Annotated in this window: 26 protein-coding genes; 12 read left to right on the top strand and 14 right to left on the bottom strand. The window is 68.9% G+C overall.

What is annotated here, in order from left to right:
• Positions 1 to 4 precede the first annotated feature (4 nt).
• The 3 genes from LCY71_RS03635 to pdxS all read right to left on the bottom strand — a co-directional run bounded on the left by LCY71_RS03635 (position 5) and on the right by pdxS (position 1,644).
• Entirely contained in the window at positions 5 to 460 is a 456-nt protein-coding gene (locus tag LCY71_RS03635; RefSeq protein ID WP_225335008.1) for a thiol-disulfide oxidoreductase DCC family protein, read from the bottom strand.
• Entirely contained in the window at positions 461 to 637 is a 177-nt protein-coding gene (locus tag LCY71_RS03630; RefSeq protein ID WP_225335007.1) for a hypothetical protein, read from the bottom strand. It lies immediately after the preceding gene.
• A gap of 101 nt (positions 638 to 738) precedes the next feature.
• Positions 739 to 1,644, bottom strand: a complete 906-nt coding sequence (pdxS, locus tag LCY71_RS03625; RefSeq protein ID WP_225335006.1) for a pyridoxal 5'-phosphate synthase lyase subunit PdxS — start codon at positions 1,642 to 1,644, stop codon at positions 739 to 741.
• Between the two features lie 223 nt (positions 1,645 to 1,867).
• Between pdxS and LCY71_RS03620 the strand changes: the two genes are divergently transcribed.
• Positions 1,868 to 2,638, top strand: coding sequence for a DUF1405 domain-containing protein (locus LCY71_RS03620; RefSeq protein ID WP_225335005.1), 771 nt, complete (start codon positions 1,868 to 1,870; stop codon positions 2,636 to 2,638).
• Between the two features lie 7 nt (positions 2,639 to 2,645).
• Here the strand turns inward: LCY71_RS03620 and LCY71_RS03615 are convergent, their stop codons facing one another.
• The 4 genes from LCY71_RS03615 to LCY71_RS03600 all read right to left on the bottom strand — a co-directional run bounded on the left by LCY71_RS03615 (position 2,646) and on the right by LCY71_RS03600 (position 7,498).
• A complete protein-coding gene (locus tag LCY71_RS03615) occupies positions 2,646 to 2,843 on the bottom strand; it encodes a hypothetical protein (protein WP_225335004.1) in 198 nt (65 codons plus the stop codon).
• A 120-nt stretch (positions 2,844 to 2,963) separates the two neighbouring features.
• A complete protein-coding gene (locus LCY71_RS03610; protein ID WP_225335003.1) occupies positions 2,964 to 5,600 on the bottom strand; it encodes a valine--tRNA ligase in 2,637 nt (878 codons plus the stop codon).
• A gap of 588 nt (positions 5,601 to 6,188) precedes the next feature.
• Entirely contained in the window at positions 6,189 to 6,359 is a 171-nt protein-coding gene (locus LCY71_RS03605; RefSeq protein WP_225335002.1) for a hypothetical protein, read from the bottom strand.
• A 224-nt stretch (positions 6,360 to 6,583) separates the two neighbouring features.
• Entirely contained in the window at positions 6,584 to 7,498 is a 915-nt protein-coding gene (locus LCY71_RS03600; RefSeq protein WP_225335001.1) for an HFX_2341 family transcriptional regulator, read from the bottom strand.
• 186 nt (positions 7,499 to 7,684) lie between these two features.
• Between LCY71_RS03600 and LCY71_RS03595 the strand changes: the two genes are divergently transcribed.
• Positions 7,685 to 8,416, top strand: a complete 732-nt coding sequence (locus LCY71_RS03595) for a helix-turn-helix domain-containing protein (protein WP_225335000.1) — start codon at positions 7,685 to 7,687, stop codon at positions 8,414 to 8,416.
• 137 nt (positions 8,417 to 8,553) lie between these two features.
• A complete protein-coding gene (locus tag LCY71_RS03590) occupies positions 8,554 to 9,723 on the top strand; it encodes a hypothetical protein (RefSeq protein ID WP_225334999.1) in 1,170 nt (389 codons plus the stop codon).
• A gap of 54 nt (positions 9,724 to 9,777) precedes the next feature.
• On the opposite strand, the gene LCY71_RS03585 is transcribed toward LCY71_RS03590, so the two are convergent.
• The 3 genes from LCY71_RS03585 to LCY71_RS03575 form a co-directional block, all read right to left on the bottom strand.
• Positions 9,778 to 11,262, bottom strand: coding sequence for a sodium:solute symporter family protein (locus LCY71_RS03585; protein WP_225334998.1), 1,485 nt, complete (start codon positions 11,260 to 11,262; stop codon positions 9,778 to 9,780).
• Positions 11,255 to 11,527: a DUF3311 domain-containing protein gene (locus LCY71_RS03580; RefSeq protein ID WP_225334997.1), complete on the bottom strand. Its 273-nt coding sequence runs from the start codon at positions 11,525 to 11,527 to the stop codon at positions 11,255 to 11,257. The genes LCY71_RS03585 and LCY71_RS03580 overlap by 8 nt, the downstream gene beginning before the upstream one ends.
• A gap of 137 nt (positions 11,528 to 11,664) precedes the next feature.
• Positions 11,665 to 12,012: a tRNA-binding protein gene (locus tag LCY71_RS03575; RefSeq protein WP_308444697.1), complete on the bottom strand. Its 348-nt coding sequence runs from the start codon at positions 12,010 to 12,012 to the stop codon at positions 11,665 to 11,667.
• A 206-nt stretch (positions 12,013 to 12,218) separates the two neighbouring features.
• Here LCY71_RS03575 and LCY71_RS03570 point away from each other — a divergent pair, with 206 nt between their 5' ends.
• Both LCY71_RS03570 and LCY71_RS03565 read left to right on the top strand, forming a co-directional pair.
• Entirely contained in the window at positions 12,219 to 12,602 is a 384-nt protein-coding gene (locus tag LCY71_RS03570; RefSeq protein ID WP_225334995.1) for a hypothetical protein, read from the top strand.
• A 191-nt stretch (positions 12,603 to 12,793) separates the two neighbouring features.
• Positions 12,794 to 13,153, top strand: coding sequence for a hypothetical protein (locus LCY71_RS03565; protein ID WP_225334994.1), 360 nt, complete (start codon positions 12,794 to 12,796; stop codon positions 13,151 to 13,153).
• Here LCY71_RS03565 and LCY71_RS03560 read toward each other — a convergent pair.
• The gene (locus LCY71_RS03560; protein WP_225334993.1) at positions 13,150 to 13,482 is read right to left on the bottom strand and encodes a HalOD1 output domain-containing protein; all 333 of its coding nucleotides are present in this window, start codon (positions 13,480 to 13,482) and stop codon (positions 13,150 to 13,152) included. The genes LCY71_RS03565 and LCY71_RS03560 overlap by 4 nt on opposite strands.
• 211 nt (positions 13,483 to 13,693) lie before the next feature.
• On the opposite strand from LCY71_RS03560, the gene LCY71_RS03555 reads away from it, so the two are divergent.
• The 3 genes from LCY71_RS03555 to dnaG all read left to right on the top strand — a co-directional run bounded on the left by LCY71_RS03555 (position 13,694) and on the right by dnaG (position 17,190).
• Entirely contained in the window at positions 13,694 to 14,770 is a 1,077-nt protein-coding gene (locus tag LCY71_RS03555; RefSeq protein WP_225334992.1) for a hypothetical protein, read from the top strand.
• 84 nt (positions 14,771 to 14,854) lie between these two features.
• A complete protein-coding gene (locus LCY71_RS03550) occupies positions 14,855 to 15,589 on the top strand; it encodes a sugar phosphate isomerase/epimerase family protein (protein WP_225334991.1) in 735 nt (244 codons plus the stop codon).
• A gap of 152 nt (positions 15,590 to 15,741) precedes the next feature.
• Positions 15,742 to 17,190, top strand: coding sequence for a DNA primase DnaG (gene dnaG, locus LCY71_RS03545; protein ID WP_225334990.1), 1,449 nt, complete (start codon positions 15,742 to 15,744; stop codon positions 17,188 to 17,190).
• A gap of 29 nt (positions 17,191 to 17,219) precedes the next feature.
• Here the strand turns inward: dnaG and LCY71_RS03540 are convergent, their stop codons facing one another.
• Positions 17,220 to 17,636: a GNAT family N-acetyltransferase gene (locus LCY71_RS03540; protein WP_225334989.1), complete on the bottom strand. Its 417-nt coding sequence runs from the start codon at positions 17,634 to 17,636 to the stop codon at positions 17,220 to 17,222.
• Positions 17,633 to 19,009, bottom strand: a complete 1,377-nt coding sequence (locus LCY71_RS03535; protein ID WP_225334988.1) for a DUF92 domain-containing protein — start codon at positions 19,007 to 19,009, stop codon at positions 17,633 to 17,635. The genes LCY71_RS03540 and LCY71_RS03535 overlap by 4 nt, the downstream gene beginning before the upstream one ends.
• A gap of 84 nt (positions 19,010 to 19,093) precedes the next feature.
• Between LCY71_RS03535 and LCY71_RS03530 the strand changes: the two genes are divergently transcribed.
• On the top strand, positions 19,094 to 19,702 hold the full coding sequence (locus LCY71_RS03530) for an undecaprenyl diphosphate synthase family protein (RefSeq protein ID WP_225334987.1): 609 nt from the start codon (positions 19,094 to 19,096) through the stop codon (positions 19,700 to 19,702).
• Positions 19,703 to 19,794: 92 nt separating this feature from the next.
• Here LCY71_RS03530 and uppS read toward each other — a convergent pair whose 3' ends face one another.
• A complete protein-coding gene (gene uppS / locus LCY71_RS03525) occupies positions 19,795 to 20,718 on the bottom strand; it encodes a polyprenyl diphosphate synthase (protein WP_225334986.1) in 924 nt (307 codons plus the stop codon).
• A 118-nt stretch (positions 20,719 to 20,836) separates the two neighbouring features.
• Here uppS and LCY71_RS03520 point away from each other — a divergent pair, with 118 nt between their 5' ends.
• From LCY71_RS03520 to LCY71_RS03510, 3 genes are all read left to right on the top strand, one after another.
• Positions 20,837 to 21,031, top strand: coding sequence for a cold-shock protein (locus LCY71_RS03520; RefSeq protein WP_225334985.1), 195 nt, complete (start codon positions 20,837 to 20,839; stop codon positions 21,029 to 21,031).
• Positions 21,032 to 21,033: 2 nt separating this feature from the next.
• The gene (locus tag LCY71_RS03515; protein ID WP_225334984.1) at positions 21,034 to 21,228 is read left to right on the top strand and encodes a cold-shock protein; all 195 of its coding nucleotides are present in this window, start codon (positions 21,034 to 21,036) and stop codon (positions 21,226 to 21,228) included.
• A 97-nt stretch (positions 21,229 to 21,325) separates the two neighbouring features.
• On the top strand, positions 21,326 to 21,796 hold the full coding sequence (locus tag LCY71_RS03510) for a DUF5778 family protein (protein ID WP_225334983.1): 471 nt from the start codon (positions 21,326 to 21,328) through the stop codon (positions 21,794 to 21,796).
• Positions 21,797 to 22,018 lie beyond the last annotated feature (222 nt).

Genomic DNA, 22,018 nt, shown 5'->3' with positions numbered 1-22,018 from the left:
CTCGTCACTCCAGCGTCCGGTTCGCGAACCGCTCCCGGATCTCTGGCTCCGGCACGGGACACTCATCCGTCTTGCCGAAGACCCGATAGCGGTTCTCGGCGACGAGGTCGTAGACGCGGTCACGGAGCCCCGCGGGCAGGTAGACCAGCGGGTACAGCAGCGGAAGCGGGCCGTCGAGGCGACGGGCGATTCGCAGCGCCGCCGTGGACTTCTCGTAGTACTCGCCGTCCTCGACGAGCAGCATCGTGTCGAAGTCGTCGGTGGGACGGCCGTGGCGACGGAGGAGTTCCCGCCCCACGTCGGACTGCAGCGGCGCGAACAGGAAGCGACCTTCGGCGTCGAACCGGACGACGAAGCGCACGAGGCCGTTGCAGAGGTTGCAGACCCCGTCGAACAGGAGAACCGGTCGGTCGACGTCGTCGACGACCGCCGCGGGGTCGCGGTCGCGCCACTCCGACATCTACGCCGTGTCCGGTTCGACGCCGTCAGGGCGTTCGATCGACCCCCGGAACGCATCGAACGCGGCCTCGCGCTCCTCGACGAGTGCGTACACCTGCCGGACGCTGACGCGTCGCTCGGCGATGTGCGGTTCGTCCATGAGTTCGTGGGCGACGCGATGACTCTCCCGTTCGGCCATGCCTGTCACTATCCCCCGCTGTCGCAAAAACGTTCCCCGCGAAATCCCCCGCCGAACCGGTGTCTCACCGCGTCCCTCTGTGAGTCGATCCCGTCGCCGGCTTAGACGCCGCGGCCCTGCAGCTGCTCTTCCTCGGGCAGGTCGGCGTTGGCGTCGCCCTTCATGCCCTTGCCGATGTTCGTGGAGATCTCGGCGAGCGCCTCGGGGTCGTCCCAGTGGTTGACGGCCTCGACGATGGCCTCGCCCATGGCCTCGGGGTCCTCCGCGCCGAAGATGCCGGAGCCGACGAAGATGCCGTCGCAGCCGTGGTGCATCATGAGGGCGGCGTCGGCGGGCGTGGCGATGCCGCCGGCCGCGAAGTTGACGACGGGCAGGCGGCCCATCTCGGCGGTCTCGTGGACGAGGTCGGCCGGCGCCTCGTTCTCGCGGGCCCACTTCTCGCGCTCCTCGTGGGACATGCCCTCCAGCTTGCGGATGGCGCCCTTAATCGACCGCTGGTGGTGGACGGCCTGGTTGACGTCGCCGGTGCCGGCCTCGCCCTTGGTGCGGATCATCGCCGCGCCCTCGTCGATGCGGCGCAGCGCCTCGCCGAGGTTGCGCGCGCCGCAGACGAACGGCGCGGTGAAGTCGCGCTTGTCGATGTGGTAGCGGTCGTCGGCGGGCGTCAGCACCTCGGACTCGTCGACCATGTCCACGCCGGTGGCCTCGAGGATCTGGGCCTCCTTGGTGTGGCCGATGCGGGCCTTGCCCATCACCGGGATGGACACCTCGTCGATGATCTCCTCGACGTCGCCGGGGTCGGCCATCCGGGCCACCCCGCCGCGCTTGCGGATGTCCGCCGGGACGGCCTCCAGAGACATGACGGCGACCGCGCCAACGTCCTCCGCGATGCGCGCCTGCTCGCGGTTCACGACGTCCATGATCACCCCGCCCTTCTGCATCTTCGCGAAGCCGCGCTTGACCAGTTCAGTGCCCCGCTTGAGGTCTTCCAGACTTTCCTCGGTCATTGTCGGCGCTTAGGTACCGACTCACTTAACGTACGTCCCTTACGTGCGGGCAGATTTCGCCGCCAACACGGGTGTTCCCGGGGCCGCACAGACCGCCGTCCAGTCGAACGACGTGAGACCGGGCTCGGTAGACGAGCGAAGCGATTCAGGGCTCTCGCCGGAGCGATGCTCCAGCGACGTTCGCTCCAGAAGCGTTATCTCCCGCGGGTCGCAGCCCAGAGACATGGGACACGTCGGTCGCCGGGTGGAACGCGCCGTCGCGCGGTACTTCGACGGGCCCCTGCCCGACCCCGAGGGGCTCCCGCGGTACGTCGCGCCGCTACCGGAGTGGCTGGAAGACCTGGGGCTCAGGCTCGCCTGGCCGATCGCCCTCGTCAACCTCGTCGGCACCCTGTTCGGCTTCTGGTACTACGCCGGTCGGCCGCTGGACGCCGCGCCGCCGCTGATCGAGGGGCAACTCGGCGCGGCGCCGCTGGCCGCGTGGCCGCTGGTTCCGGATTCGCCGGTCGCCACTATGTTCATCGGGCTCTCGCTGGTCGCCTGGCGGCTGGACTGGCAGGCGGAGTCCCTGCACGCGCTGGCCTTCTTCGGCTGCATCAAGCTCGGCCTGTGGACGCCGTTCGTCCAGCTGGTGCTCAACGGACCTGGCGGCATCGCGTCGTGGCTCTACTGGTTCCTGGTGCTCAGCCACTTGGCGATGGTGCTGGAGGCGTTCCTGATCCATCGCTACGCCCGGTTCACCGTCCCTGCCGTGGCCGTGGCCGTCGCCTGGTACGCGTTCAACGACGTCGTCGACTACTTCGTGCCAGTGCTGGAGGGGCCACACCACACCTGGCTGCGCGCGGAGCCGCTGGCGGCGGACGCGGCCGGCGTCGCCTTCGACCACGCCGTCCTCGCCCACGACCTCGCGGCCGCCTGGGCGGTGCTGCTGACGATCGCCGCCACGTTCCTCGCGCTCGCGACGCGGGTCGAGAAGGCGCGGCGCGGACCGTGAGCGTGAGTCACTGCAGCAGTGCCACGACGAGCATTGCGAAGCCCACGAGCGCGAAGACGCCCGTGACGAGCCCGCCGTAGCCGGGCGCCCACTCGCCGACCACGAAGTAGTTGGCGGCCGAGAGGGCGGCCGCCGCCAGCGTCAGCAGCCCGATGGTCGCCGGCAGTTCGAAGTCCTTCGTCGGCCCCTTCTCGATTTCGCTCATGTCCCCGTAGACGCGACTCCGGCGGATAGTTCGTTCGCCAACAATGATAGGTTCGCCCAGCGGCGGGCGAGCGGCCAGCGGCGAATCAGACGACGCGCGTGGCGGCGGTGACGGCCGCGTCTACCGGACGACGACGACCGCGTCCTCGATCTCGATCATCTCGCCCTCGCCCTCGAAGGTGCGCTCCTCGACGACCTCGAACATCTCGTTGTCGAGTTCGACGCCGGCCGCGCGGAGCCGATCGCCGTCGATCTCGTAGTCGCCCGAGGCGATGGCGCCCTCGATGTCGCCGACCTGGCTGCCGTACTCGGGGCCGACCAGCGAGTAGTCGAGGTCGACGTCGACGACCTCGGTCGTGATCTCCAGCGTCTCGTCGTGGGCGGTCAGGTCCCCGACGTGCATGACCTGCGCGATGGCCGCCTCGAAGCCGTCGATGGTCCCGTAGACGTCGACCTCGTCGAGCTCGGCGTTGAGCGCCAGCCCGTTGTCGGACTTGTAGCCGCGCAGCGCGGAGATGACGTCCATCGCCGTCTCGCCGGCGGCGAGGTCGGCCTCGAAGCCGCGGGCCTCGGGCCAGTCGCTCGTGTGGATCGAGCCGCCGTCGTACCGGAGCTGCCACAGCTCCTCCGTGACGTGGGGCAGGAAGGGCGCGAACAGCTTCAGGAACGTCCGGTGGGCAGTGGTCAGCGCGTACTGGGTGGAGGGCGCGTCCTCGTCGTCGAGGCGCTGCTTGGCGACCTCCAGGTAGTCGTCGCAGAACGTGTTCCAGAAGAACGACCGCAGCTCGTCGCGGGCCTTCGAGAACTCGTAGTCGAGGAACCGCTCGGTCGTGCTCTCGATCAGGTCGTCCAGCTCCGCCAGCAGCCAGCGGTCGACCTCCGCGAACTCGTCGGGCTCGTCGACCTCGCTCGGGGCGAGCTGATCCACGAGACGGGAGGCGTTCCAGAGCTTCTGGAGCAGGCGCTCGCCGGCCTCCAGGTCGCCCTCCTTGTAGGGGAAGTCGTCGCCGATGGAGGTGCCGGCGGCCCAGAAGCGGGCGGCGTCGACGGGGAACTCCTCCAGCACTTCCTCCGGGCGGACGACGTTGCCCTTGGACTTGGACATGGCCTCGCGGTTCTCGTCGAGGACCATGCCGTTGACCATGACGCTGTCGAAGGGCACCTCGCCGGTGTGCTCGTAGCACTTGACGACGGTGTGGAACAGCCAGAACGAGATGATGTCGTGGCCCTGCGGGCGCAGGTCGAACTGGTAGAGCTCCGGCCGTTCCATGGTGAACTCCTCGCTGTCCGCGTCCCAGTCCCAGCCGGCGTTGACGAGGGGGGTCAGCGACGAGGTCGCCCACGTGTCGAAGACGTCCTCCTCGGGCTCGAAGTCGGTGCCCCCGCACTCCGGACAGCTGTCGACCGGCGGGTCGTCCGCGATGGGCTCGACCGGCAGGTCTTCCTTGTCGGCGAGGATCGTCTCGCCGCAGTCGCCGCAGTACCAGACCGGGAACGGGATGCCGGAGTCGCGCTGGCGGGAGATGCACCAGTCCCACTCCAGCCCCTCGATCCAGTGCTGGTAGCGGGTGTACATCTTCTCCGGGAACCAGTCCATCTCCCGGCCCGCGTCGAGGTACTCGTCCTTTTTGTCCAGCAGCTCGACATACCACTGCTCGGTGACGAGGTACTCGACCTCCGTCTCGCAGCGCTCGTGGACCTGGACGGTGTGGTCGTGGTCGCGGCTCTCGACGAGGGAGCCCGCGTCGTCGAGGTCCTCGATGATGGCCTCGCGGGCGTCCTCGGTGGTCATGCCCTCGTAGTCGCCGGCGAGGTCGGTCATCGTGCCCGACTCGTCGATGGCGATGCGCAGCGGCAGGTCGTGAGCCTGGTACCACTCGATGTCGGTCTGGTCGCCGAAGGTACAGGACATGACGACGCCGCTGCCGGTCTCCATGTCGACCCGCTCGTCCTCGATGATCGGGACCTCCTGGCCGAACAGCGGGACCTCCGCGGTGCCGCCGACCAGATCCTGGTTGTCCTCGTCGTCGGGGTGGACGAAGACGGCGACGCAGGCCGGCAGCAGCTCCGGCCGCGTCGTCGAGATGGTGAACCCGTCACGGTCGCTGTCCTCCGCGCCGGCCTCGACCAGCGGGAACTCGATGTCGTTGAACTTGGTGTGCTTGTCCAGGTCCTCCTGCTCGACCTGCGAGATGGCCGTCTCGCAGTCCGGACACCAGATGGTCGGCGCGCGCTGGCGGTACTCGCGGCCCTTCTCGTAGAGGTCGATGAAGGACAGCTGGGAGGCCCGCTGGACGTTCGGCGCGATGGTCTTGTACGTATTCGCCCAGTCGATGGAGATGGCCAGCGACTGGACGTCGTCGGTGAAGGCGTCCTCGTAGTCCTGGCAGACCTCGCGGCACTTCTGCTGGAACTCGCGGCGCTCGAAGTCCTGGTGGCGGATGCCCAGTTCGCGCTCGGTCAGGCGCTCGCTGGCGATGCCGTTGTCGTCGTAGCCGAACGGGAAGAAGACGGCGTCCTCGTACATCCGCCGGAAGCGGGCCACGAAGTCCTGCAGCGTGAACTGGTAGAGGTGACCCATGTGGAGGTCGCCGGAGACCGTCGGCGGCGGCGTGTCGATGCTGAAGACGGTGTCGGGGTCGACGCGCTCGTCGGGGTAGGCGTAGGTGTCGTCCTCGACCCACTGGTCCTGCCACTTCGGTTCGACCTCGCTGGGGTCGTACGATGCCGGGAGTCGCTCGTCCTGTTTCTGGCTCATGTGTCGTGTGCTGGTCTCGGTGTCGCGTACTGCGTCAGGTGCTAACCTCGTCGCTGGTCGGCCGGGCGGTGCGTCGGAGGAATGGTTGTGTGTGGGGCTAGGACGCCCCTACACGTACGGATACGTCACGCTCCCGGGCGGACGCGGTGCGGTCGGGCCGGAGAGCGCGCCGTCTCATATGCCTCCGTGGACGCTCGCGGTGGTTTACTGTTTCGGGTTCGCGTCGCCAGCTAGCGTTGTATTGAGAGCTACGGCAGGCGGAATCTGCCCGTCTCGTGGTGGTCAGTACAGCCACCTTTTTCATCGTCGGGTGGCCTCGCTCCGCTCGGCCACCACTCCTCGAAAAACGTGGGCGAAAAAGGCTGAACGCTCGCTTCGCTCGCGTTCAGTGAACCGCGCTCACTGCGTTCGCGCGGATGCTACGCTCAGTCCACACACCTACTGAGCGGCTGTTCCACTCCGAATCGGACAGGGAGAATATCCTCGATGCGATTAGTTGCTTCGGTCAGTACAGAAGCTACACCTCCCGCCCGTTCTCGGGGGATGACTGATGGTCGTCATGGGGCCGTTGGTTGGCGGGCGAAAGCCTCACTCCTCTTCGACAGTCGAGACGTCCTGCCATGAGGACTCACCGAAGAACGTCTGCAGCGCCCCGAGGACCCCTAAGTATGTCCCGAATAGGATGATTACGAACGAGACTACGAGTGCCAGCAGTAAACTACCGAGTGGGTTGATCCCGAGCATTTGGAGGGACATCATGTGTTTCGGTACTTTCTAGTCTTGTATATTATTGTCGGATACACACACTATTATTGTGCGGCCGCGTCTTCTGAAAGCGACCGATACGCACGTCTACTGACCGATCGCTTCGGCCCGACGGTGGAACAGAAGAGCTTCGACAGAATCGGTTGTCCAGCGGTTCTGGCTTTCGGTGATCACGAGCGTACTACCGCCGAGGCGCTGCCTCCGGAGGGACCTCGTAGCTAGACTTCGGGCCGCTCGCCGTCGCCGTGGGCGCGCACCCACAGCTCGCCGATGCGGGACAGCCGAGTCCGATACGATTTCCCGTGTTCCTCCTGCTCGATGTAACCCTTGCCGCCGGGGCCGAGGCGGTCGACGTTGTAGATGACCTTCGATCGGAAGGAGTCGGTGTACTCCTCGCCGAGTTCGCGGGCCAGTTCCTGGGCGAGTTCCGAGACGGACTCGAACTCGCCGTGCTCGCCCAGCGTGAACAGGATGACCTCCTCGAAGGGCTTGACGTTGGAGAAGGAGGCGACGGGGAGCTCGACCACGTGGCTGCCGTCGATCTCCTTGGCTCCGATGGTCGTGCCGCGCTCGTCGAACTCCGAGAGGAGGTCCTCGGCGGTGTCCAGGCGCTCCTCGACGCGCTCGTCGAGGTCGCCGTCGACCTCGTCCTTCAGGTCCGCCAGCAGGTCGAGCCCCTTGCGGAGTTCCTCGGCGAGTTCGGTCTCCAGGTACTTCTCGGGGACCGTGTAGTAGGTGTGGATTCGCTGGCGGTCCTCCTCGCGCTCGACCATGATCGAGTGGGCGGCCGTCGCGTAGGCGAAGGAGACGGTGCGGGGCATCGCCGAGATGTTGACCCACACCTCGGCGTCGTCGGCGCGGTCCAGTTCGGTGTTGATCAGCTCGAAGGCCTGCTCGAAGGCCGTGTCGTAGTCGTAGACGTCCTCGACGACGACGCGCTCGGTCTCGGCGCCCAGCAGGTTCCGGTAGTCGGTCTCGAGCTTCTCCGCGAGGTTCTGGGAGTACTCCACGTTGGCCTCGCTGCCGACCGCTCCCTCCAGCAGGATCACCCGGTCGACGTCCAGCTGCTCGCGCACGAGCGGCGCTATCAGTCGGTCGTAGTCGAAGCCGACCGGCACGATGTGGGTCTGCATACCTGGTACACCGGCGCGGCTATATAAAAAGGGACAGACTGCCCGATAGCTGTGGCGGCCGGTGAGCGCCGCGAGGCCGTATCGTCGCTGCCCGTGCCCGCGATCTGACTTCCCTTCACCGGTCGTCCAACCTAAAGCTATAGGCACACCGGGTAAGGCAATCGGCAGGCATGTCTCTGGAGAGGAATGCGAACAGACGACCCGGTCCCCGTCCCGGACACCGTGACGGAACTGGAGTTCGCGGTCACGGATCCGTCGGTGCCCTGCGTGGCAGCCACTACGGAGCTTGGGGGAGTATTCGAACTGGAGGAGGTCATTCCGCGGGAGGAAGGGTACGCCGAGTACTACAGCGTCACGGACCTCGAACCGGACGCCCTGCTGGAACACGCCGCGTCTCGGGAGGCCAGCGAGGCGCAGTTCCTCAGCCGCGCCGAGGACGCGGGGTTGCTGGAGCTGACCGTCACGGAAGCCTGTCCGGTCATGCGGCTGGCGGAGGGCGGCGCGCTCCCGCGGTCCGTCGACGCCGCCGGCGGCGTCTGTCGAATCGTGGCGGAGGTGCCGCCGCCGTACGACGACACCGAGGTCACGGCGGGCTTTCTCGACAGCTACCCCGACGCCGACCTCGTCGCGAAGCGGGACAGGTCCTACTTCACGCCGCTCTTTAGCCACCGGCAGTTCGACCGCGCCATCGAGGAGGGGCTCACCGACCGCCAGCAGGAAGTACTGGAGATGGCCACCCGGCGGGGGTACTACGAGTGGCCCCGAGAGGTCACCCAGGAGGAGCTCGCCGAGGACCTCGACATCGCCACGCCGACGTTCACCCAGCACCTCCGCGCGGCGGAGGAGAAGCTCATGCAGATGGCCTTCGAGCGGGGCGACCCGCCGGCCGATTCCGACGACGAGCCCAACGAGGCGTAGGCTTCGGTCGGACACCCACGCCTGTTCGCCTCGGCCGGGAGAACGGTTTACGAACTCTCCTGTCCCCGGGATCTCGGTTACCGATACTGTGAATAGCTTTTTGTCCGGTTATCGCCGAACGTCCGAACGAGCCGGGTATGGGTGGGAAGCGCCGGCGGCGCTCGCGGTCGCGGAGCCCTGAGAGCGGCGTCTCCCGCCGGTCGTTCCTCGCCGGCGGACTCCTGACCGGGGTCGGCGGGCTGCTCGCCGCCGGGTCCGGGGCGTTCACGCAGGTGCGGGCGGATCGATCGCTGCGCGTCGGGACGGCCAGCGACGAGGCGGCGCTCGTCGGGCTGGACGTGGCATCGGCAGTGGACGCGGGCGAGTCCCAGCGCCTCGTGACGGTCGAGAACAACGCCGGCGTGGAACTGACCGCGTCGGTGTCACTGGCCGACCCGTCGAGGGGATCGGTGTCCCCGGCCGAATCGACGATCGCTCCGGGCGCGTCAGTGGCCGTCTCCGTCGACGTGGCCGCTGACGCACCCGGGGGCAAGAACGCGCTCGCGTTCGAGGTACGGGCCACTGACGGCCGGTCGGTCGACGTGAGGGCAACGAGGTGCGTCGACGTTCGCTCTCTCAGACGGTCACTCGACGACAGGACCCGCAACGGGAACGCCCTGTTCTCGCTCGCGTACCGTCTGGACGGGTTCGAGAACGTCGCGTCGGACGGGAGCGAGCGATTCGAGGTGGCCGTCCGGAACCTGGGGCCGAACCGGGACGACCTTCCAGAGCGAACGTACACCCGGTCCGCCTCCGAGGACGTGATCCGGATTCCCGGGTCGGGGACCGACGGCGGCGCCGCCGGCGACGAGTACGAGTTCGAGCTGACCGTCTACGACGCCACGGGCGACGTCGCGATCCGGCGGACGCTGCGGGACGTGGCCGACGGAGCGGACCCGGCGGACAACGACGACCTCGGCGGACCGGACGACCTCGCCGTCGAGTCGCTCGCGGTGACGGACGACTCCGACCCGGGGACCGACCAGACCCGCTTCGCCGTCGACTACGAAGTGAGCAACGTCGACCGGTTCCGCGAGGTCCGGGTGACCTTCGACAACGCCGAGAACGACTGGTCCGACGCGACGGTCGCGAGTGACGCCGCGCCGACGGGAACGGTCCAGTACCCCGAGGGCGGGGGCACCCAGGGCGGGACGACCGGCCAGACGTACGAGATTGTCGCCGAGGCGATCAACGAGAACGGCATCGCGACGGACTCGCGGACGGTGGCCGACGTCGCTGACGGGGACAGTCCCGATAGTAGAAATTGAACGCGATGACACATTCGAGGGGCATACGGGGTGCCCCTCGATGTGTAAATAGTTTCAATTTCGACTATAGTCCGCGCCGGGTTCACCGACCGCGTAGACGCTGGCGTCCTCGCCGACGGCGGCGGACGTGAGCAGCGAGACGCCGACGGTCAGGAGCAGGCCGATGACCATCCCGACCACGGAGGCCGACCAGCCGCCGAGGTAGCTCCCGGGGACCTGTGTCAGGAAGACGCTGGCGAGGTAGAACCCCTGCGAGACGACGATCCCGGCGTACATTCCCCAGCGGGTCGTCCGGTCCCAGTACAGCGCGACGACGACGGGCAGCGCGAGCTGGGCGAAGCCGCCGAAGGCGGTGTCGCCGATCTGAACGAGCGTCCTCGTCGAGTACAGGCTGGCGACGAACGAGAGCGTCGCGAACGCGACCACGCCGACGCGGGCGACGAGCGCCTCGCGGTCCGGATCGCTCGACACCAGCGGTCGGTAGAGGTCCCGTGTCAGATAGGAGGCCCCGGACAGCAGCATCGAGTCGCTGGAGGACATCATCGCGGCCATGGCCGCGGCGACGACGGCCGCGGTGAACCAGCCGGCGGTGTACTCGTTGAGGATCGCGGGGATCACGTTCCCGTTCTCCGGGACGGCGACGCCGAGTCCGGCGGCCCACGCGCCCAGCATGAACGCGGGGACGAACAGCAGGATGACGAGGACGGGCCACAGCGCCAGCGTCCGCTTGAGGACCGTCCGGGAGCGCGCGACGAAGAAGCGCTGGTTGATCTGCGGGAACATCACCACGCCGAAGGCGATGCTGATCGCCGTCGAGAGGACGTACTCCGGCGTGTAGAGCCCGCCGCCCAGAGCGAGGAACTCCGGATTCGACTCGCCCATCTGCCGGGTCGCCTCGCCGAGGCCGCCGACCGCCGAGAGCACCCACGCGACCGCCACCCAGATCAGGCCGAGCATGACCAGTCCTTGGAGGGTGTCGGTCCAGGCGACGCCGCGCATCCCCGAGACGGCGACGTAGACGATCATGAACAGGGTGATCGCGCCCGCGCCGACCCAGAACGGGACGGCGCCGTTCGTGAGGCCGACGACGGCCTGCCCCGCCCCCTTCTGCTGGAGCATCACGTAGGGGAACAGCCAGAAGAGGCTGATCCCGGCGACCAGCGCCCGCAGCCCGCGGGAGCCGAAGCGGTGACCGAGCATCTCGCCCAGCGTGACGTAGCCGTGCTTCTGTCCGACTAGCCACTGCTTGTAGCCCAGCACGTACCACAGGACGGCGAAGAGGATCCCGTCCATCAGCCCCATCACGAGGATCCACTCGGGGCCCGCAGTGAAGGCCAGATTCGGACCGCCGAAGAAGGTGAACGCCGACAGCAGCGTCGCGAACGTGGTAAAGAGGAGGACGACCGTGCCGAACGTCCGGCTCGCGAGGTAGTAGTCCTCGGCGGTGCGGTCGGTCAGGCGGTAGGCGACGACGCCGACGGCTGCGGCGACGAGCATGTACCCACCGACGATCGCCAGCTGGAGCGCGGTGTCAGCCATCCGCGGTCACCTCCTGTGCGGTCGAGTCCCCGTCGTTCGCGGCGGCCGAGCGGTCCTCGCGCGGCACGACGCCGGCACCCCAGCCGTACCGGGCGAACGCGGCGAAGGCGAGCGAGGCGAGCGCCATCCAGCCGACGTGCCACCAGATCCACACGGGGAGCCCGGCGACGACGGCGTCGGACCCCCACATGAACCAGGGGACGGCGAGCGCGATCAACACCAGCGCGACGACGCTCCAGCCGATCGTCTCCGTTCGGTCCCTCATATTGTGGAGTGAATACGTGCTCTCGACCGTATAGTAGTGTCGGAGGTGTCCGAGCCATAGTTTTGAAGAAATCCAGTCTTCGATAGGGCGCAGGCGATCGATCGGCGTCCAGTCGAGCGAAGCGAGTCTGCCGGCGATCAGTACACTCGGGTCCCGTTGGGCACTTCGTGCTCCGGACAGAGGTGGACGACGTCGCCGTCGGCGTCGTCGACCCCGGTGACCAGGCACTGGCTCTCGAATCCCGCGATAGAGACGGTCCCGAGGTTAACCACCGCGATCACCTGGCTTCCCAGCTGGTCCTCGCGGTCGTAGTTGTCGGTCAGGCCGGCGGCCGACTGCCGAGTCTCGTCGCCGAAGTCCACCGACAGTTTGTAGACGTCCTTGCGTGCCTCGGGGAAGTCCTCGACGTCGACGACCTCGCCGGTGCGCATCTCGACGTCCTCCAGAAACCGTTCGGGCGCGATGTCGTTCGCTTCGATGCCCATGCCGGTCGCTCGTCCCGGTTCCACGTGGGCGTTCGGGCCGGCCCGGCGCGTGTCGGGGCGGCCGGCCACGGTCCCGGTGCGTTCCGGCAAAGCACGCTCGACCGACCGTAGTCGCCGTTTACTCTCCGGTATCGAGCCGTATTACTACGGGGTAGAGACCCGTCCACACGGATGGAACCTTCCGGGGGCACCCGGGGTACTCAGCGATGAACCTGAATCCACTCACCACGAACGACAGCACTGACGCAACAGGCGACGCCGGCGCTGGGGCGTCCGGCGGAACGAACTGGCGGCGCCGCGCCGGAATCGCCGTGGCCGCGCTGGCGGCCGTCGGGCTCGTCCGACGGCGCCGGTCGAGCGGCGAGAGCGACGACGCCGAGCCCGGCGTCAACGAGGGCGCCATCGAGGTGAATCCGGAGGCGACGCAGCCGAACGCCGACGGGACTGACGACGACGTGGACATCCCCGACGCCGAGGACGATCAGACGACGGACGACGGGGGCCGGAGGATCGGCCGCCGCCTCCTCGCTACCACCGCGGGCGTCGCCGTTCTCGCCGTGGTCGGACGGCTCGTCCGGCGCCGGAACTGACGCGGGCTACCGCCGTCCCCTCCGAGACGACCGCCGAGTCGGTGCGGTCGACGGGGGCGACAGCGGGAGCAGCACGCGACGCAGCGGCACGCAGTCGCCGACAGCCGCTGCGCCGCCGTCCGGGACCCGGTCCCCGGCGGCGGACCTGTAACCTATCTATAACAAACCTCGTAGGGCACCTCTTCTCGGGCATGGCAGTAATAGACAGCCTGATCGTGTTCGTCGTGAGCCTGCTGATCGGCGCAGTGGGCATCTACATCGGCGCGCGGGTGATCACCGACGCGGACGACTACACCTACGCGATCGTGACGGCGCTGATCGGCGCGATCATCTGGGCGGTCGTGTCGTTCCTCGTCGGGTGGATCCCGCTGCTCGGGCCGCTCCTGGCGCTGGCGGCCTACGTGGCCGTGATCAACTTCCGGTACCCCGGCGGCTGGGGCGACGCGATCCTCATCGCGGTCATCGCCTGGGTCGCGGTGCTGGTCATCCTCTACATCCTCTCGGCCCTGGGGATCACCGGCTTCGAGGCCGCCGGCGTGCCCGGGGCCTAGCGCGGCGGACGCTCCGGCGGCGTGATGACGATTTCGCCGTTCCCGTAGACGGTGACGCGGTACCCCTCGACGGCGAAGGCGACGTGACAGTCGCCGCCGGCGGTCCCGTCCCCCGTCGAGAAGAGCCGGTCGAGCGCGTCCGGGTCGACGCTGTCGGAGAGTCGCCACTCGACGTCGGAGACGTCCCGCCCCATCACGTCCGCGAGGGCGTGGACGAGAGTGGTCGTTAGCTCGGCGGCGCTCTCGTGTTCGTGATACTCGTACCGGTGGTCCCCCTGGCCGCGCGACCCACCCGGACTTCCTCGCGACTGGACGTCGTCGTACGCCATTATGCGGTCGTTACCCCTCTTGTCGGCCACCGTTGAAAACCTTCCCCTCGTGTCCCCGTCGCCGTCACCGGCGTCGCTCCTGTCTATCGATAACCGGGTCCTACCGCCCCTCGACGGCCGGTAACGCGGCGTTGGTCGGTGAACCGTCGCGTGTAACTAATCACGCACGGGGAGAGGCCATCCGTGCCCGACACCGGGCGTGACTTTCACCATGGGACGACGACGCGACGACGAGCGACAGGAGAACCGACGGAACCAGCGAGGCGGCACCCGGCAGGGCGGTGATCGCCGTCAGAGCCACGTGACAGACCAGGGCGGCCAGCAGTCCCCCGGACAGGGCGGGCCGCAACACCACGGCGGCCACCAGCGTCAGGGTAGCCAGCAGGGTCAGAGTGGTCATCAGGGCCAGGGGACGGAACAGGGAGGACCGCGTCCCTCACAGGTGCCCGGACAGGGATACGAACCGAGCGCCGAGTACCAGCACCACCGCCGGGCGTCGGGCCAGGGGACCAGCACCGGCCAGCAGGGCGGCGGTCACCGTCAGCAGGGACCACAGGGTCACCAGCAGCAGCAAGGCCACCAGCAGAGCCATCGACAGGGCCGGCAGCCACGCGGACAGCAGCAGGGACGCCACCAGCAGGGCGGCGGGGCGCAGGGACGGCAGAACCTGTCGCACCAGCCCGAGCAGCAGCAACACCAGCAGGGCAGCGGCCAGCAGCGCGGCCGGCGAGGTCACCAGCCCCGTCAGGGGCAGCAGCCGGGTCAGCACGGACAGCCGATCCAGCGCGGGCAGCAGCGGCAGGGCCAGCAGTCAGGACGTCACCGCGGCCAGCAGAGCCAGCACGGGCAACGTGGACAGAGTCGGCGTCAGCAGAGCCAGCAGCGACAGGGCCAACAGCAGGGCGAGCAGCCCCGACAGCCGCAGTCCCGGCGACAGGGCGGCCAGTCCCGCGGCGGCCAGTCTCGGGGCAACGTGCCCGTCGGACAGCGCCGGCACCCCTCGCAGGTCGGCACCCGGGACGCCGGCGGCGCGAGCGGCGCTGCTCACGCCTCCGGGCGGCACAGGCAGCCACGCGGGCAGGAGCGCCCGCCCGAGTCGTGGACGCCGGCGCGGGAGGGCCAGCAGGGCCATACCGATCGGCAAGACGAGACCGACGTGGAACGAGAGGAAGATCAGCAGGGCTGGGGCGACCGGCAGGACGAGACCGACGTGGAGGGCCACGAGGAGACCCAGAGCGGCGAGGGGAGCGACGGGTCAGACGACGGCTCCGAGAGCGACGAGTCGTAGCGCGGCGACGGGCATCCGGCCGCACGTCACGGGCGATTGACAGGCGGGGGCAGTTATTTCCCGCCCCCAGTCGAACGCGGTGCTATGCAGACGGCCATCCAGCTATACACGCTGCGGAACTACGACGGCTCGATTCTGGAGATTCTCGACGCGGTCGGGGAGACCACTTTCGACGGCGTGGAGTTCGCCTATCGCGTCGACGAGGCCCCCGCTGCGGACGTCCGCGACCGCCTGGACGAGAACGGCCTCGTCGCCTCGTCGGCCCACGTCGGCATCGACGCCATCGAGGACGACTTCGAGGGGGTCGTCGAGACGGCCGAGACGCTCGGGTACGACGACGTGGTCGTCCCGTGGCTCGACCCCGAGCACTTCGAGACGGTCGAGGCCGTGGAGGAGACCGCCGACCGCCTGAACGGGCTGGCGGAGAAGCTCGCCGACGAGGGGCTGCGGCTGCACTACCACAACCACGACCAGGAGTTCGTCGAGACCGACGAGGGCGTCGCCTACCACGTGCTCGCCGACCGGACCGACGACGACCTCTTTCTCGAGGTCGACGCGGGCTGGGCGCTGGCCGGCGGCGCCGACCCGGGCGAACTGATCCGGCGGTACGGCGACCGGATCACCCACGTCCATTTCAAGGACGTCGCGCCCGACGAGGACGGCGAGCCGGCCATCGGAGAGGGCGAACTCGACGTCGCCGCCGCGGCCGAGGCGGCCCGCGACGTCGACGCCGAGTGGGCCGTCTTCGAGAACGACGAGCCCGACGACCCTGCGACGTCGCTGCAGCGCGGCGCCGACGTGCTCGACGAGCACGCCTGATCCCCGCGACCGCCGAGTGGCACGGCTATCGCCTCGCAGCCAGCGGCGGCGTCCGTCGCCTCGCAGTCGGCAGGTATTTCAGCCGCGCAGCCAAAGTCACGACTGATTAGCTTGTGACGGAGTACCACTGACCCGTCGCGAGCGAGGACACAATGCAGGACTCCGCCAAGTACCTCATCCACGCGGACTTCACGGCCAACGGCGTCGTCGAGCGCAGCGACGTCGTCGGCGCCGTCTTCGGGCAGACGGAGGGCCTGCTCGGCGACGACCTGGACCTCCGGGAGCTACAGGAGGGGTCGCAGGTGGGCCGCGTGGAGGTCGACGTCGAGTCCGAGGGCGGGCAGTCGTTCGGCGAGATCACCATCGCCAGTCGGTTGGACCGCGTCGAGACGGCGATCCTGGCGGCGTCGCTGGAGACCATCGAGCGCGTCGGCCCCTGCCGGTCGTCCGTGACGGTCACCGAACTCGAGGACGTTCGCAGCGCGAAGCGCCGCGAGGTCGTCGAGCGGGCGACCGAACTGCTCGCCGAGTTCGAGGCCGACGCGATGAGCTCGAGCGACATCGTCGAGGAGGTCCGCAAGCGCGTCCGCGTGGAGACCGTCACCGACTACGAGGGGTACCCGGCGGGGCCGCGAGTGCCCGACAGCGACGCCGTGGTGGTCGTCGAGGGCCGGGCCGACGTCCTCCAGTTGCTGCAGTACGGCATCAAGAACGCCGTCGCCGTCGAGGGGACCGACGTCCCCGAGGCCGTCGCCGACCTCACGCGGGGCCGGACGACGACGGCCTTCCTCGACGGCGACCGCGGCGGCGAACTCGTCCTGAAGGAGCTCGCGCAGGTCGGCAACATCGACTACGTCGCCTTCGCGCCGTCCGGCGAGTCCGTCGAGGACCTCTCGCGCCGGCAGGTCATGGAGGCGCTCCGGGACAAGGTTCCCTTCGAGGCGGTCGAGGAGGGCCGGGTCGCGGCGCTGGCCGGCGGCGAGGACGCGGCGACGCCGACCGACGGCGGCCAGACCACCGTCCCTGAGTCGACCGATCCGACGGACGCCGCTCCGTCGGCGGGGGCGGGACCCGAGGCGGAGGTCGGGGAGCCCGGCGTCAGAGCCGACGCGGCGGGCGAGACCGAGGCCGCCGACGACGTCGAGGCCGCCGGCGGGACGAACGCCCCGGGAGCGGTCGAAGCGGCCGGTACGGCGACGATCGGCGACGGCGAGGCGGTCGAGCGAGGTACCGCGAGCGAGGCGGCCGACGAAAGCGGCGCGGACGCGGCCGACGATAGCGACGCGGCGGCGTCCGACCGGGGGCCGGCGACGGTGGCCGCCCACGTCCGCGAGGTGGTCGGCGGCGACGGCGACGGCGTCCGACTGCTGGACGCCGACGCCGCGGTGCTCGAGGCCGGGCCGGCCGGCGACGCCTTCGACCGCCTGGAAGACGCCGAATCGGTGCCGGCGACAGTGGTCGTGGACGGCCCGGTTACCCAGCGTCTGCTCGACCTGGCCGCCCAGCGCGGCGTCGAGCGAGTCGTCGGCGCCGAGGAGGGCAAGTTCGTCAAGCGGCCGACGGCCGTCCGGGTGCTGACCGCCGACGACGTGCTGGAGTGACGCGCTGCCGCTTTTTCGACGACGACGGCCTACAGCGACCGCTCGAACACGAGCCCGTCGCCGCTCTCGTAGTGGTCGTGGACCCGGTCGACGACCTCGAAACCCAGCCGCTCGTAGAAGTCGTGGACGCCCTCGTCCACCGTACGGGCGGTGAGCCGGACGCGCTCGACGCCGCGCTCGCGAAGGCGGTCGAACAGCGCCATCACGAGTTCCGTACCGACGCCCTCGCCCTGGCGGTCGGGCGCGACGGCCACTTCGGCGACGTAGGTGACCGGCGCGTCCACGACGGCCAGCGCGTATCCGACGGGCCCGTCCCGGTCGCAGACGAGCACGAGCGGCGGGCCGTCGATGGCCGTCTCCAGCAGGTCCGGCCAGGGCTCGGCCAGCGTCGTCGACTGGACGGCGCGCAGCGCCGGCAGGTCCCCGGGGCGGCCCTCGCGGATCATAGGGGGACGACGGCGATGGCCAGCGCGGCCGCGACGACGGCGGCCGCCAGCGTCGCCAGGAAGTTGACGCCCTGGTTGCCGACCCACTGGCCCTCGATGGTCGCGCCGAACAGGCTGTCGACGAGCATGCCGGCGACGCCGGCGGCCATGATCACCGCACCGCCGACGAGGCCCACCCGACCGAACAGGCCGGCGGCGATGCCCGCGATCAGCGCCGCGCCGACGGCCCCGGCGACCCCGCCCTGCCAGGTGACGCCGCCGTCGGTGCCGGGCTCGACCCGCTCCAGCGTCGTGATCAGCCGCGGATTGTCGTAGAGCCCGCCGAACTCGCTGGAGAAGGTGTCGCTCATCGCCGCGGAGACCGAGCCCGAGAAGGCAAACAGCAGGAGCACGGGGTCGACGCCGGTGTGGCTGGGGCTGGCCGCGGCGGCGAGCACGGCCACCAGCGCGACAAGGGAGTTGGCCAGCACGTTCCCGCTGCCGCGCGCGCCCTCGTTCTCCTCGGCGATGCCCCGGTCCAGCTTCTCGTCGTAGTGGAACTTCGTCGAGAGTCCGCCCAGGCCGAAGAAGGTGATCAGCATGGCGAACCACCGGAAGTCCCCGAGGACGATCGTCAGCAGGCCGAGGAAGACCCCGGTGAGCATCCCCGGCAGCGAGGCGGTGTCGAGCGCGTAGGAGACGTAGCCGAGCCCCGCCGTGACGCCCAGCGCGACGGCCACCCGCGTCGCCGTCGTGTCGATGGGCAGGTCCGCGAACAGCCACAGGACGATTCCGATCGACAGCAGCACGAGCGGGTCGTCGCGCTCGAAGAGCACGGAGCGAAGCAGCGCGCCGAGCAGCCCGGCGCTCGCCCCGAGGAAAGCCAGCAGGGCGACGAACTCCCCGGTCAGCGTCCGGCCGACCAGCGTGGCCGCGACGGCGCTGCCGAGCGTCGCCGCCAGGAACCCGGCCGCGACGAACCCGCTGGTCGCCACGACCCGCTCGTCGGTCACCGCGTCGACGGCCCGCTCGCCGACGTTCCCCCAGGAGAGCGCGAAGACGCTCCCGACGAACGCCCAGACCGGCAGGCCGAACTGGACGGACAGCAGCGCGAGGCCGGCGACGGCCAGCGCGAACCCGGCCAGCCCGTAGAGCTTCCCCTCCTGGCGGTCCCCGGGGCGCTCGAACAGGTCGAACAGTAGCCCCTCGTCGATCACCGTCAGCGCGAGGACGGCGATGAGGACGAACGGCGCCGTCGCGGCGACCGTCTCCGTGGCGGCCGTCCACACCGGGGCCACCGCCGGGAGCGACCGGACGACGGACAGCGCCGGGACCACCAATGACAGCGATCCCACGAACGCGAAGGCCGCTGCCCGGCGAACCGTCGATGTCACGTGCCCCGGATTCCGTGGAGAGGCACTTACCCTTTCCGGAGCGCCACCGTGAGATTTAGGCTGACCGACACGCAATCCGTTCCCGTGGCTCTCTACGACCGGTACCTGGCGAGCAGGGTGCAACTGAGCGACGCCGCCCTCCCCGAGACGGTGGCGCTCGTGATCACCGAACGCGACCTGCTCTCCGGCGGCGCGTACGGGACGCTGGAGCGCTTTCTCGACCTGGCCTTCCGCTTCGGCGCCGACCGGGTCGTGGTCTACGTCAGCGTCCTCGACGAGAGCGCCGTCCCCACCCTGGAGTCGGAGTTCCAGGACCTCCGGGCACCCAGAGACGTCGCCGTCCGCGTCCCCGAGGACGACGAACCCGCCGACGCGCCGATCCAGATCTCGATCGGTCTCGGCGGCAAGCACGAGTTCGCCATCGCCGTCCGCGGCATCGCCGAGGAGGTGGCCGCCGGCGATCTGGACCCCGAGGACGTCGACGAGGACGCCATCGAGGGCCGACTCGTCTTCCCGACTGCCCCCGACCTCGTCATCAAGACCGGTGCCGAACGGCTCTCCGATTTCATGATCTGGCAGTCCGTCTACTCCGAACTGTACTTCACCGACGTGAACTGGCAGAACTTCCGCGACCGGGACTACCTCCGCGCGCTGCGGGATTATCAGGAGCGTCAGCGGAGGTTCGGACGGTGACTAACGGGAACCGTCCGAACGTCGAGAGACGAACGGAGTGAGTCGCTCGGAAGTCGGTCGACGAGCGGGCGAACGGCCCGGACGGCGCCGGCTCAGTCCGCGGCCGGTTCGGCGTCGACCTCTTCCTCGAGGGCCTCGCGCTCCCCGCTGGGGAGGGCGTCCTCGAACCGGCCCAGCACGCGCCGGGCCTTCGGGGCCTCGGCGGCGCCGACGGCGCGGACGAGTGCGAGCGCGCGCTTCGCGCGGGTACGCCGCCAGGACTGGGTGCGGTTCTCGTAGGTGCGGATCGCCCGGAGGAAGTCGATCTTCCGGAACTCGGGCCAGTAGGGCGCACAGAAGTACGCGGCGGCCTCGTTGCCGTTGACGTACCACGGCAGGAAGTTCGAGATTCGCTCGTCGCCGCCGGTGCGGACGATGAGATCGACGTCGCGGGTCGGTCCGTCGTAGAGCCGCTCCTCGACGGTCTCGACGTCGACGCCTCCGGGATCGAGGTCGCCGCCGGCGACTTCCTCCGCGACGTCGCGCGCGGCGCCGAGCATCTCGGCCCGGCCGCCGTAGGCCAGTGCGACGTTCAGGTTCAGCCGGTCGTAGCTCGCCGTCCGCGACTCGGCGTACTCGATGGCGTCGCGCACGCGATCGGGGAGCATGTCGGTCTCGCCGATGGCGCGGATGTGGACCCCGTTCTCGTGGACGCGGTCTGCGTCGGCGAACTCCCGGAGCTTGCGCTCGATCAGGTCGAAGAGGTGCTCGCGCTGGTCCTCCGGACGGTCGAAGTTCTCCGTCGAGAACGTGTACAGCGTCACCTCCTCGACGCCGAGTTCCTCGCACCATCGCAGGAGCGCTTCCGTGGTCTGGGCACCCTCGCGGTGGCCCTCGCTCGGCTCCTCTCCCTGTTCGCGTGCGTACCGACGGTTCCCGTCCTGAATGACGGCCACGTGATCGGGCACGCCCGACAACTCCCGGCGTAGCAACTGCTCGTAGGCGTCCCGGGCGAGTGACCGAACCCACCGTAGCATCGTTTCTCGTATTTCAGGCAGCCGATATGAGTTTTGTGTTCCGAACGCGGACGCGGCGGGTGGTACCCCCTGCCTAACCGCAGGGTTTTAATACCGCAGTCCCCTCTGAAGAGTTGCAATGGCGACCGGTACGGTTGACTTCTTCAACGACACTGGCGGTTACGGATTCATCGAGACCGAGGACTCCGAGGAGGACGTGTTCTTCCACATGGAGGACGTCGGCGGCCCCGACCTGGAGGAAGGTCAGGAGGTCGAGTTCGACATCGTGCAAGCGGACAAGGGTCCGCGGGCGGAAAACCTGGAGCGTCTCTAACGATGGCGCAAGGCACTGTCGACTTCTTCAACGACACCGGCGGCTACGGTTTCATCGAGACAGACGACGCTGACGAGGACGTGTTCTTCCACATGGAGGACGTCGGCGGCCCCGACCTGGAGGAAGGTCAGGAGGTCGAGTTCGACATCGTCGAAGCGGACAAGGGTCCGCGCGCCGAGAACCTGACGCGTCTGTAACTACGGGACGATCCCGTTCAATTCTTCGAGCGCTGCACTGATAGCCGCCGCCACGCGAATCGTGAGGCGTATTAGGCGCGGCCCGGGAGTGACCACTATGGACGCCGACGCTGACGCCGAGGGACGCACCGGGAACGCCGCGGACGAGGACGACGTCGACGCCGGCGAGCGCGACGCCCTCGACCGCGAGCTGTACCGCCGGACCAAGGCGCTGCTGGAGCCCGGCGACATCGAACTGAACGGGGTCATCCTCCACACCGAGTTCGCCGGGCAGCAGGACATCGAGATGATGGAGGCCAGCGTCGAGGCCGGCGACGTGATCGCCGAGCACGCCGGCCACGACCCCGCCGACACATACGTGTATTCGGGCAACGACGACCCCGAGTTCTCCTCGAACCAGCACCAGGGACTCACCATCGACGACGAGGAGTTCGTCTGGGAGTGCCAGCAGCTACTGCGCGACGGCGCCTTCGACGTCGTCTTCTACTACGAGGCCAGCGCCGACCACGAGGCCATCCTCGACGACCTGCGCGAGGCCGGCTACGAGGTCACCGGCGTCGAAGGGTAGTCCAGGCCGTTCGACCCCACATCTGATGGCGAACCGCTACGCCCCGGACCGTCGATCCGGCTCTGACGGCACGCTTCGCGGCGTCCCTGCGGCGTCGTTCCAGTCCTGACGCAGGGGAACTGATACTCCGGCAGCTAGTGGAACGTTCGTAGGCAACTTTTGGCTGTGACCTGCCCGCTAGCTTGAACTGGTATGGTTACTGTCGGTAAGCAGAAGAAATAT

Origin of the sequence: Halomicrobium urmianum, assembly GCF_020217425.1 — an archaeon.
GTDB lineage: Archaea > Halobacteriota > Halobacteria > Halobacteriales > Haloarculaceae > Halomicrobium > Halomicrobium urmianum.
The sequence above is the reverse complement of the archived record's forward strand: the minus strand, read 5'-3'. Positions and strand labels throughout refer to the sequence as shown.